This window comes from Amycolatopsis sp. MEPSY49 (assembly GCF_051337345.1).
Classification (GTDB): domain Bacteria; phylum Actinomycetota; class Actinomycetes; order Mycobacteriales; family Pseudonocardiaceae; genus Amycolatopsis.
The window spans coordinates 130,833-143,219 of the sequence record NZ_JBDLYJ010000008.1 but is presented as its reverse complement, the minus strand read 5'-3'; the positions used below and the strand labels follow the sequence as shown (position 1 = coordinate 143,219).

2 protein-coding genes and 2 pseudogenes are annotated in these 12,387 nt (G+C 72.9%); 3 read left to right on the top strand and 1 reads right to left on the bottom strand.

Annotated features, from left to right (window positions below; translation table 11 throughout):
• The first annotated feature begins 95 nt into the window (after positions 1-95).
• Positions 96-1,025, top strand: coding sequence for a nucleotide disphospho-sugar-binding domain-containing protein (locus ABFJ78_RS31880; protein WP_436390295.1), 930 nt, complete (start codon positions 96-98; stop codon positions 1,023-1,025).
• Positions 1,026-1,200: 175 nt separating this feature from the next.
• Positions 1,201-6,306: pseudogene (locus tag ABFJ78_RS31875) on the top strand (type I polyketide synthase); the annotation flags it as partial.
• Between the two features lie 31 nt (positions 6,307-6,337).
• Here ABFJ78_RS31875 and ABFJ78_RS31870 read toward each other — a convergent pair.
• Positions 6,338-7,534, bottom strand: a complete 1,197-nt coding sequence (locus ABFJ78_RS31870) for an RNA-guided endonuclease InsQ/TnpB family protein (protein WP_436390293.1) — start codon at positions 7,532-7,534, stop codon at positions 6,338-6,340.
• A gap of 167 nt (positions 7,535-7,701) precedes the next feature.
• Here ABFJ78_RS31870 and ABFJ78_RS31865 point away from each other — a divergent pair.
• Positions 7,702-12,375: pseudogene (locus tag ABFJ78_RS31865) on the top strand (type I polyketide synthase); the annotation flags it as partial.
• Positions 12,376-12,387: the final 12 nt, after the last annotated feature.

The following is a 12,387-nucleotide window of genomic DNA, read 5'->3' as shown; positions in this document are numbered from 1 at the left end:
TGTTCTAGGGGTTCGCGGGCCGGCCCGGTGTGGATAGTGTCGAATTCGACTATCCGCACCGGGCCGGCCCGGTTTCCTATTCTGGAGTGGATCCCATGCGCGTACTCCTGGCCGCCCCGTCGTCCCCCGCGCGGCTGCACAACCTGGTCCCGCTGGCGTGGGCGCTGCGGACCGCGGGCCACGACGTGAAGATCGCCGGCGAGCCGTCGTTCGTCGACGAGATCCTCACGACCGGCTGCGTGGCAACGGACATCGAGCCGGCCGAGTTCGCCGAACTGTGGCGGCCGGCGGTGGTGGTGTCCGACGCGACGGTCCCGGCGGGGCCGGGGGCGGTCCGGCTGCGGGGTCCGCTGGACGAATCCGGTCCGGGTTTCGACACGGTGCCGCCGTCGCTGCGGGATCCCGTCGCCGACGCCCGCCCGGTGCGGCACGTGCCGTACTTCGGGCCGGTCGAGGTGCCGGGCTGGTTGCGGCGCAAGGCCAGGCGCAGCCGGGTGCTGCTGTCGCTGACGGACGCGACGCAGGCCGGGCCGGTGTTCGACGCGGTCGCTGGGCTGGACGCGGAGGTCGTGTGGGCCACGGACCCGGCGAGCATCCCGGCGGGCGTGACGATGCCGCCGAACGTGCGCCTGGTCGACGCGGCCCCACCGGCGGCGGTCCTGCCGACGTGCACGGCGGTCGTCCACGACGGCGACGCTTCGCTCGCTCTTGCGGCGGCGGCGTACGGGCTGCCGCAGCTGTCGCTGACGGAGACGCCGATCGGCGCGCGCATCGCCGCGGTGGGGGCCGGGCGGGTGGGTCCGGCTTCTGCCGTTGCCGAGCTGACATCGCTGCGCGGGGCGGCGGAGGCGCTGCGGGACGAGATCGCGGCGCTGCCGGCGCCGCGCGAGGTGGTGGCGGAGCTGACCCGCGCAGCGATGTCAGCTCGGCCGAGTGACGTGAATGACTCATTCATGTCGCCAGACGACATGAATGAGTCATTCACGTCGTCCGGAGCCGGGCAGGGGCGACCGCGGGGCCGCTGATTGTGGGGCCGTTAGGGGTGGGGCGGCCGAAAGTCCGTCGGTAGCGTTTTCGGCGTGGCACCTTCCACCCCTTTCGCGGTTAGGTGGTCGATTACGTGAGTACCGTTTTTCCTGCCATTTCCCGGCCTCGCGCCGGAACGGGGGTAATGGCGTGAGCGCCGAAAACGAGCGGAAACTGCTGGACTACCTCAAGCGCGCCACCGCCGACCTGCGGGAGGCCAAGGGTGCCCTGCAGGAGGTCCGGCGGCGGGACACCGAGCCCATCGCGATCGTCGGCATGGACTGCCGGTATCCCGGTGGCGTCGAGAGCCCCGAAGACCTCTGGGAGCTCGTGCGCACCGGGACCGACGGCATCGGCGCGTTCCCCGCCGACCGCGGCTGGCCGCTCGACCGGCTCTACGACCCGGCGGGGGAGAAGCCCGGCACCACCAACACCCGCGAAGGCGGCTTCCTGTACGACGCCGCGGAGTTCGACCCGGAGTTCTTCGGGATCTCGCCCCGCGAGGCGCTCTCCATGGACGCCCAGCAGCGACTCCTGCTCCAGACGTCCTGGACCGCGCTCGAGCGCGCCGGTATCGTGCCCGAAACCTTGCGGGGCAGCAGCACCGGGGTCTTCGCCGGCGTCATGTACCACGACTACCTCGGCCACGCGGCCGCCGGCAGCGTCGTGTCCGGCCGGGTCGCCTACGCGCTCGGGCTGGAAGGCCCGGCCGTCAGCGTCGACACCGCGTGCTCGTCCTCCCTCGTCGCCCTGCACTGGGCCGCGCAGGCGCTGCGCCGCGGCGACTGCTCGCTGGCTCTCGTCGGCGGCGTCACCGTCATGGCCACGCCCGAGACCTTCGTCTACTTCACCGAACAGCGCGGCCTGTCCGACGACGGCCGCTGCAAGGCCTTCGCCGCCGGTGCCGACGGCACGGGCTGGGGCGAAGGCGTCGGTGTCCTCGTCGCCGAGCGCCTGTCCGACGCCCAGCGCCTGGGTCACAACGTTCTCGCCGTCGTGCGCGGCAGCGCGGTCAACTCCGACGGCGCCTCCAGCGGCCTGACCGTCCCCAATGGACCCGCGCAGCAACGCGTGATCCGCCAGGCCCTCGCCGGCGCCGGACTGTCCACGACGGACGTCGACCTCGTCGAAGGTCACGGCACCGGCACCAAGCTCGGCGACCCGATCGAAGCGCAGGCCCTGCTGGCGACCTACGGGCAAGGCCGGGACGAGCCGCTGTGGCTCGGTTCCCTCAAGTCCAACATCGGGCACACCCAGGCCGCGGCCGGGGTCGGCGGCGTGATCAAGGTCGTCCAGGCCATCCGGCACGGCGTGCTGCCGAAGACCCTGCACGTCGACACGCCGTCGCCGCACGTCGACTGGTCGGCCGGCGCCGTCGAGCTGCTCACCGAGGCCCGCGACTGGCCCGAGGCCGGCCGGCCCCGCCGTGGCGCGGTGTCGTCGTTCGGCATCAGCGGCACCAACGCCCACGTCATCATCGAACAGGCCGAGCCCGTCGAAGAAGCGCCCGCCGAAGCGGGCGTCCCCGTGGTCGCGTGGCCGGTCTCGGCGGATTCCGCGGACGCCGTCGCCGCGCAAGCGCGGCAGCTCCTGGACCACGACGGGAACCCGACCGACATCGGGTTCTCGCTGGCGACGACCCGCTCGGCGCTGGACTACCGCGCCGTCGTCGTCGGCGCCGGGCCCGACGAACTGTGCGCCGGGCTGACCGCGCTGGCGAACGACGAGGACGCGCCGAACGTCGTCCGCGACCGCCGCGGCACCGGCCGGACGGCCTTCCTCTTCACCGGCCAGGGCGCCCAGCGCGCCGGGATGGGCCGCGAGCTGACGAAGTACCCGGTCTTCGCCGAAGCCCTCGACACCGCGTGCACCCGGCTCGGCCTCGACCGCGCCGTCCTGGACGACGCCGATGCCTTGGCGCAGACCGGTTCCACGCAGCCCGCGCTGTTCGCGTTCGAAGTCGCGCTGTACCGGCTCCTCGAGTCGTGGGGCCTCAAGCCCGACCACCTGCTCGGCCACTCGATCGGCGAGCTGGCCGCGGCGCACGTCGCCGGGGTCCTCTCGCTCGACGACGCCTGCATGCTCGTCGCCGCGCGCGCCCGGCTCATGCAGGCCCTGCCCGCGGGTGGCGCGATGGTCGCGATCCCGGCCACCGAAGCCGAGGTGACGCCGCTGCTGACCGACGGCGTGAGCATCGCCGCCATCAACGGCCCGGCCTCGCTGGTCGTCTCGGGTACCGAGGACGCCGTCGCCGCCGTCGCCGCGCACTTCGAGCGCGCCAAGAAGCTGCGCGTGTCGCACGCTTTCCACTCGCCGCTCATGGAGCCGATGCTGGCCGAGTTCGCAGCCGTGGCGAAGAAGCTCACCTATGTCAAGCCGGTGATTCCGATAACGTCCACTGTGGACGCGAGCGCCGACCTGTCCTCGCCGGACTACTGGGTGGAGCAGGTCCGCGCGACCGTCCGGTTCGACGACGGCGTCCGCGCCCTCGCCGAGGACGGCGTCCGGACGTTCGTCGAGATCGGCCCGGCCCCGGTCCTGACCGCCGCCGCGAGCACCGCGCTCGACGACGACTCGCTCGCCTTCATCCCGGCCGTGCGCCCGGACCGCGACGAAACCCACACCGTCGTGACGGCGGTCGCTGCCCTGCATGCCCGCGGGATTCCCGTGGACTGGCAAGCGTTCTACGCCGGTGCGCGACGCGTCGAGGTGCCGACGTACGCCTTCCGTCGCACCCGCTACTGGCTGCCCGCCACCACCGCGACCGGCGACGCCGGCGACCACGGCCAGCAGGCCGCCGCCCACCCGATGCTCAGCGCGGTCGTCCGGGTTCCGGAGACCGACACGATCGTCCTCACCGGCCGCCTGTCGGCGGACACCGTGCCGTGGCTGGCCGACCACGTCGTGCTCGGCACGGTCCTGGTCCCCGGCACGGCGTTCGTCGAGCTGGCCCGCGCCGCCGCCGAAGAGATCGGCTACGCCGGGCTCGACGAGCTGACGCTGCACGCTCCGCTCGCCCTGACCACGGGTGCGGCACTCCAGGTCACCCTCGAATCCGAAGAGGACGGACGCCGCCGGCTGACCGTCCACTCGCGACCCGACGGCGACGACGCGTGGATCCGCCACGCGGAAGGGTTCATCACGGCCGAAGCGGCCGCGCCGGCGTTCGACCTCACCGAATGGCCGCCCGCCGGAGCCGCCGAGGTCCCCCTCGAAGACCCGTACGCGCAGCTCGCGGACCTGGGTTACGACTACGGCCCGGCCTTCCAGGGCCTGCGCGCGATGTGGCGGCACGGCGACGACGTCTACGCGGAGGTCACGCTCCCCGAAGACGCTCGCGGCTACGGCCTGCACCCGGCGCTGTTCGACGCCGCGATGCACGCCCAGCTGCTCGGCCCCGCGCCCGAGGACGGTGACGCGAAGCCGATGCTGCCGTTCGCGTTCAGCGGCACGACCTGGCACGCCGCCGGAACCGGCGCGGTCCGCGTCCACGTGTCGCCGACCGGCCCGGAGACCATCACGCTGCGGATCGCGGACAGCACCGGGCTCCCGGTGCTGACGGTCGATTCCCTGGCCGCGCGGCCGATCTCCCTCGACAAGCTGGCCCCGAGCTCGCTCTTCCGCATCGCTTGGGAACCCGCTACCGGCAGTGAAGAAGCCAAAGCAACCATCCTGAAAGTGTCCAGTGTGGACGGAACGGCTCCGGAGCGGGCTCGCGCGGCCACCCGCCAGGTGCTCGACGCCATCCGCAACGCCGAAGACCGTTTGGCCGTCGTCACACGCGGCGCGGTGTCGGTCGACGGCGAGGACGTCGACCCGGCCCTCGCCCCGGTCTGGGGCCTGGTCCGCGCGGCCGAAGCCGAGAACCCCGGCCGGTTCGTGCTCATCGACGGCGACGACGTCGAAGCTGCCCTGGCGACCGGCGAGCCCGAGGTGGCCGTCCGCGAGGGGAAGGCCTACGTCCCCCGGCTGGTGGCGGCGACGCCGTCCGGCGAGCTGGGCTGGAACGCGGGTGGCACGGTCCTGATCACCGGCGGCACGGGCGGGCTCGGCGCCGTCGTCGCGAAGCACCTGGTGACGAACCACGGCGTCCGGCACCTGCTGCTCTCCAGCCGTCGCGGCGCCGACGCGCCCGGAGCGACCGAGCTGCACGACGAGCTGACGAGGCTCGGCGCCGAGGTCACCATCGCGAGCTGCGACGTAACCGACCGCGCATCGGTGGCCAAGCTGGTCAAGGACGTTCCGCTGACGGCCGTCGTGCACGCCGCGGGCATCCCGTCCGCCGGCCGCGTCGAGAACCTGACCGACGACGAACTCGACCGCGTCTTCGCCCCGAAGGTCGACGGCGCCTGGCACCTGCACGAGCTGACCGAGGGCCTCGACGCGTTCGTCCTGTTCTCCTCGGCCGCGAGCACCGTGCTGGCCGCGGGGCAGGCCGGGTACGCCGCGGCCAACGCGTTCCTCGACGAACTGGCCCGGCACCGCCACGCCCAGGGCCTGCCGGCGACGTCGCTGGACTGGGGCGCGTGGGCCGACGACGGCGGCATGGCCGGCGAGCTGACCGAGGCCGACTTCCGCCGTCTCCGCCGCCTCGGCACCCCGCCGATGGCGACCGCCGACGCCCTCGCGCTGTTCGACGCGTGCCTTGTCGCCGACGACGCCGTGCTGGCGCCGGTGAAGCTGGACCTCGCCGCCCTGCGGTCCCGCGCGGACTCGCTGCCGCCGGTCCTGCGCGGCATGGTCCGGCAGGCACCCCGCCGCACGGCCGCGAAGGCCGACGGAGCGGTCGCGGCCCGCCTGGCCGGACTGCCGGAGTCCGAGCGCGAGGCGTACCTCCTCGAGGTCGTCTCCGGGCAGGTCAAAGCCGTGCTGGGCCTCGGGTTCGTCGAGCCGGAACGAGCGTTCCAGGAGATGGGCTTCGACTCGCTGACGTCGGTGGAGCTGCGCAACCAGCTGGGCGCCCTCACCGGCCTGAAGCTGACGGCGACGATCGTGTTCGACCACCCGACGCCGGCGGCGCTGGCCAAGCGGCTGCACGCGCTGCTGGGCCCGGCCCGCGGCGCGGCGGACTCCCTGCTGGCCGAGATCGACCGCCTGGAGACGCTCCTGACGGGGGCGGGCTCGCTGAACGGCTCGACGGCGAAGGTCACGGCCCGCCTGGACGCGCTGCTGCGCAAGTGGACCGAAGCGAACTCGACCGCCACCGAGTCCGCCGACCTGGACGAAGCCACCGACGACGAGCTCTTCGCCGTGCTCGACGAAGAACTGGGGATCTCTTGACGTCCTCCCCGCTTGAGGGCAGGGATTCCACTCATGACCAACGCCTACGTGAGGAGGTGGAAAGGTGAGGTTCACGCTTCGCAGACCGGCTGCTGCCGAGGTCTCCACGTGCTGTGACCGCCCGTCCGGCGGCGATGTTCCGTGCGGCATTGACGTCGGCATGAGCCCGGTGATCGCAGGCAACGCACCGGAACACCGCTTGGCTCTTGCGGTTCTCCGATGCGCGGTGCCCGCAGGCCGAACAGGTCTGCGACGTATACGCGGCCTTGACTTTCTGCACCCGGCCGGCTGCTTTGCACTGCAGCCGGGACACGAGCAGCCCCCAGCCGCTGGCGAGGATGCCCCGGTTCAACCCGGCTTTGGCTCGCACGTGGGTGCCGGGCCGGTCCGGCGTACCTTTCGCCGACCGGGTCATCGCTCGGACGTCGAGGTCTTCGACCCGGATCACCTCGAACCGGCGAGCCAGGTCGGTACTCGTTTTCTCGACCCAGTCCCGGCGCCGATCCCGCTCACGCACCTTGAGTTTCGCGATGGCGACCTTGACTTTGCTTCGCCGGTTCGAACCCGGCGTACACCGCGCGAACCGGCGCTGAAGACGCCGAAGCCGCCGCGTCTCGTGAACGGTCAGTCCGGGTACGGTGAGAAGTTCTCCGGTGGAAAGCGCGGCCGAGACCGCCACGCCCCGATCCACCCCGACCACTTCGCCGTTTCCAGGGGTTGGGATCGGATCGGGGACGGAGGCGAACGCGACGTGCCATCGATGCGCCGCATCTCGGGTGATCCGATAGGATTTCACGTTCGCGGGCACCGCGCGGGACCAGCGAAACCGCACCCAGCCGACCTTCGGTACCCAGACCCGGCCGGTCCTTCGGTTGAGCCGCTGCACGTGGTGAGGCTTGAGGGCAACCTGGCGGAATCCTTCATCGCGCCCGGCTTTTCGCCAGGAAGGTCGCCGGAGCACACCCGTGTAGAAGTTCTGCACAGCCTGGGCGAAGTCCCGCAAAGCCTGCTGCTGCACTGTCACGGATCCGGCTCGCAGCCACGCGAATTCGGCCCGGGCTTCGGTCAGCTGGCGTGCCTGCTCGACGTAGCCAGGCGCCGCGCTTCGGCCCGGCCGCCAGCAGGCGTGCTGCTCGACTGCCAGATTCCAGACGAACCGAGCGTGCCGGGCGTGCTCCAGCAGCCCGGCCTCCTGGGCGGGCGTAGACAGCAACCGGTAACGAGACATCGTGATCAAAGTAGCGGGTCCCACCGACAGAACCGGCCGTCGCGCCGGCCGGACGAGCAGAAGTGGCGTTCTCCCGCGGGTCAGACCCGGGGTGCCCGCCAAGGGGAGCTTCGATGAACGGGAAAGCCATGAGCAACGAGGACAAGCTCCGCGACTACCTGAAGCGCGCGACGGCGGACCTGCAGGCGGCCCGCCGCCGCGTGCAGGAACTGGAAGCTCAGCACACCGAACCCATCGCCATCATCGGCATGAGCTGCCGCTACCCCGGGGGCGTCCGGACACCGGACGACCTGTGGGACCTGGTCGACCAGGGGCGGGACGTCATCGGGGAGTTCCCCGCCGACCGCGGGTGGGACCTCGAGGGCATCTACGACCCCACCCCCGACCGGCCGGGCAAGACCTACACGCGCCACGGCGGTTTCCTTTACGACGCCCCGGGTTTCGACGCCGAGTTCTTCGGCATCAGCCCGCGGGACGCCCGCCGGTCCGACCCGCAGCAGCGGATCCTGCTCGAAGCCTCCTGGGAGGCCTTCGAACGCGCCGGGCTCGACCCGCACTCGCTCAAGGGCAGCCCGACCGGGGTCTACGCCGGCGTCATGTACCACGACTACAGCGGCGGCAGCCCCGACGGCAGCCTCGTCTCCGGCCAGGTCTCCTACACCCTCGGCCTCGAAGGACCGTCCGTTTCGGTCGACACCGCGTGCTCGTCGTCGCTGGTCGCGCTGCACATGGCCGCCCAGGGCCTGCGGGACGGCGACTGCTCCCTCGCGCTCGCCAGCGGCGTCGCCGTCATGGGCACCCCCGAGATGTTCGTCGACTTCAGCGGTCGGCGCGGGCTCTCCGCGGACGGCCGCAGCAAGTCCTTTTCGGACGACGCTGATGGGACGTCGTGGGCCGAAGGCGTCGGCGTCCTCGTGCTGGAGAAGCTTTCCGACGCGCGGCGCAACGGTCACCGCGTTCTCGCGCTGCTGCGCGGGTCCGCGATCAACCAGGACGGCGCCAGCAACGGCTTCTCCGCGCCCAACGGCCCGTCGCAGGTCCGGGTGATCGAGGCCGCGCTCGCCGACGCCGGGTTGTCGCGGTCCGATGTGGACCTCGTCGAGGCGCACGGCACCGGCACCGCGCTCGGCGACCCGATCGAAGCGCAGTCGCTGATGGAGACCTACGGGCAGCGCACCACGGGCGAGCCGCTGCTGCTCGGCTCGATCAAGTCCAACATGGGCCACCCGCAGGCCGCGGCCGGCGTCGCCGGCGTGATCAAGATGGTGCAGGCGCTGCGGCACGGCAAGGCGCCGCGCACCCTGCACGTCGGCACGCCCTCGACGCACGTCGACTGGACGGCGGGCGCGGTCGAGCTGCTCACCGAGCCGCGCGACTGGCCCGAGGTCGGGCGGCCGCGCCGGGCCGCCGTGTCGTCGTTCGGCGTCAGCGGCACCAACGCGCACGTCATCCTGGAGCAGGCACCCGAGAGCGACGCCGTCGAGCCGCCGCGGCCCGCGGTCCACCCGCTGGTCCTGTCGGCCAAGACCCCGGCCGCGCTCGCCGAGGCCGCCGGGCGGCTCGCGTCCCATGTGGACGGCAACCTGGTCGACGTCGCGCACACCCTCGCCACCGGCCGGGCGCGGCTCGACCACCGCGCGGTGGTGCTGTCGACCGACCCGAAGCAGGCTCTGGAGACGCTCGCCGCGGGCGGCTCGCGTCCCGACGTCGTCACCGGGACCGCCGACGTCCGCGGCAAGACCGTGTTCGTCTTCCCCGGCCAGGGTTCCCAGTGGACCGGCATGGCGACCGAGCTGCTGACCCAGTCGCCCGCGTTCGCCGCCCGGATGGCCGAGTGCGACGCCGCGCTGCACGAGTTCACCGGCTGGTCGGTGATCGACGTTCTGCACGGTGAGCCGGGCACCCCGCCCGCCGACCGGGTCGACGTCGTCCAGCCGATGCTGTGGGCCGTGATGGTGTCGCTGGCCGCGCTGTGGCGCGCGCACGGCGTCGAGCCGGACATGGTGATCGGCCACTCGCAGGGCGAGATCGCCGCGGCGAGCGTGTCCGGGGCACTGTCCCTTCAGGACGGCGCTCGCGTGGTCGCGTTGCGCAGCAAGGCGATCGGGGACGTCCTCGGCGGCCGCGGCGGCGGTATGCTCGCCGCCGGCCTGCCCGCCGCCGAGCTGCTGACCCGCCTCGACGCCTGGGACGGCCGGATTTCCCTGGCCGCCGACAACGGCGCCACGTCGGCCGTGCTGTCCGGCGACGGCGACGCCCTCGACGAGCTGCGCGACCAGCTCGTCGCGGAGGGTTTCCGCGCCAAGCGCGTCCCGGTGGACTACGCGTCGCACTCCGCGCACGTCGAGCACCTCGCCGACCGCCTGCTGGCCGACCTCGGGCCGATCGAGCCCGGCGCCGGGAGCGTCGCCATGACGTCCACGGTGACCGAGGAGCCCGGCGCCACCATGGACGCCCGGTACTGGTTCACGAACCTGCGCACGACGGTCCGGTTCGCCCCGGTCGTCGCCAAGCTCGCCGAGGCCGGCTACACCCGGTTCGTCGAGGTCAGCCCGCACCCGGTGCTCGCGATGAGCATCCAGGAGACCCTCGACGAGGGCGGGCACAGCGGGTCCGTCACCGGCACCCTGCGCCGCGACGAAGGCGGCATGACCCGGTTCGCGACGTCGCTGGCCGAGCACTCGGTCCGCGGCGGCGCGGCGGACTGGGCGTCGCTGGTGCCCGGCGGCCGGATCGCCGACCTGCCGACGTACCCGTTCCAGCACAAGCGTTTCTGGCTCGAAGAGGAAACCTCGGCACCGGCCACCAGCACTCAGGTCGCCGACCAGGACTTCTGGCAGGACGTCACGAGCGGCGACGTCGACGCGCTGGCCACCCGGCTCGGCGTCGAAACCGCGCCACTGGGCGAGATCGTCCCGGCGCTGGCCGCGTGGCACGGCCGCCGCACCGACCTGTCCACAGTGGAGTCCTGGCGCTATCGCGTGAACTGGGCGCCGGTGAGCGTCACGGGCAGCCTGACCGGCACCTGGCTGGTCGTCGTGCCCGCGGACGTCCCCGCGGCGGCCGAGCTGGCCGACGCGCTCGCCGTGCAGGGCGACGTCGTGCGGGTCATCGCGACGGCCGATCGCGGAGCCCTCACGGAGCTGCTGACCGAAGCCACCGCGCTACGGCCGTTCGACGGCGTGCTGTCGCTGCTTGCCCTCGACACCCGGGAACACCCGGAACACCCCGCGCTCAGCACCGCGGTCGCCGCCACCATCGCGCTGCTGCAAGCGCTGCGCGACACCGGCGTCGACGCTCCCGCCTGGGTCGTCACCCGCGGCGCGGTCGCGGTGGACGCCTTCTCCGACGCCGACCCAGCCGCCGCGGCGGTCTGGGGCCTCGGCACGGTCGCCGCGCTCGACCAGCCCGCCACCTGGGGTGGCCTGGTCGACGTCGACGGCCCCGCCGACGCCGCCCGCCTGGGCGCGGTCGTGTCCGGGGTGGACGGTGAGGACCAGGTCGCGATCCGGTCGTCCGGCGTGTTCGCCCGGCGCATGGTCCACGCCCCGCTGACCGGCACCGCGGACGAGTGGCAGCCACGCGGAACCGTCCTGGTCACCGGCGGGACCGGCGCGGTCGGCGCGCACGTCGCCCGCTGGCTGGCCGGCCGGGGCGCCGAAAAGATCGTGCTCACCAGCCGTCGCGGCCTCGACGCCGAAGGCGCGCGTGAGCTGGCCGGCGAGCTGGGTGCCACGGTCGTGGCCTGCGATGTCTCCGACAAGGAGCAGGTGAAGGCGCTGCTGGCCGAGCACCCGCCGACGGCGGTCGTGCACGCGGCGGGCGTGCTCACCGCCGAGTCGCCGCTGTCCGACGTCACGCCCGCCGAGTTCGCCGCGGCCACCCGGGCCAAGGTCACCGGGGCCGCGCTGCTCGACGAGCTGCTCGGCGACACCGAGCTGGACGCGTTCGTGCTGATGTCCTCCGGGGCCGCGGTGTGGGGCACCTCCGGCCAGCCCGCCTACGCCGCGGGCAACGCCTACCTCGACGCGCTCGCCCGCCGCCGCCGGGCGGCCGGCCGGAAAGCGACCGCGATCGCCTGGGGTTCCTGGGGCGGCGGGGGCATGGTCGACGCCGAGGCGAGTGACCTGCTGCGCCGCATGGGCCTGGCCGAGATGGCGCCGGAGCTCGCCGTCGAAGCACTGGGCCACGCGCTCGACCACGACGAGACCCACCTGGTCGTCGCCGACATCGACTGGGCCGCGTTCGCTCCGGTGTACCAGCTCGCCCGCCCGCGGCCGCTGCTGCGCGCACTGCCCGAGGTCGCCGAGGACAAGACCGAAGCCCTGGCCGACAACGGCGATCTGAAGGCGAAGCTGGCCGCGCTCACACCCGCCGAACAGAAGCGGACGTTGCTGGAGCTGGTCCGCGGCGAGGTCGCCGTGGTCGCCGGCTACGACGGCGGCTCGGCGGTCGAACCCGCGCGCGCGTTCAAGGAGCTGGGCTTCGACTCGGTCACCGCGGTCGACCTCCGCAACCGGCTCGGTGTGGCCACCGGCCTGAAGCTCCCGGCGACCGTCGCCTTCGACCACGTCAACCCGCAGGCGCTGGCCGAGCACCTGTGGACCCAGCTGGGCGGCGGCGAGGCCGCGGTCCCGCTGGAAGTCGAGCTGGACCGGCTGGAAGCCGTCGCGTCCACTTTGGACGCGGCCGAGATCGACCGGTCCCGGATCGTCGCCCGGCTGCAGGCGATGGTCACCACCCTGCACAAGACCCTGTCCGGCGCGAAGACCACCGACGTGCTGGAGACCGCGACCACGGATGAGCTGTTCGCCCTCATCGACAACGAGCTCGGCGCCTGAGAGGTATGTCCA

What these genes read in the sequence shown, in the direction of transcription:
- ABFJ78_RS31880 (WP_436390295.1), top strand. Translation starts at nt 96, where the DNA reads ATGCGCGTACTCCTGGCCGCCCCGTCGTCCCCCGCGCGGCTGCACAAC.
- ABFJ78_RS31870 (WP_436390293.1), bottom strand. Translation starts at nt 7,534, where the DNA reads ATGTCTCGTTACCGGTTGCTGTCTACGCCCGCCCAGGAGGCCGGGCTG.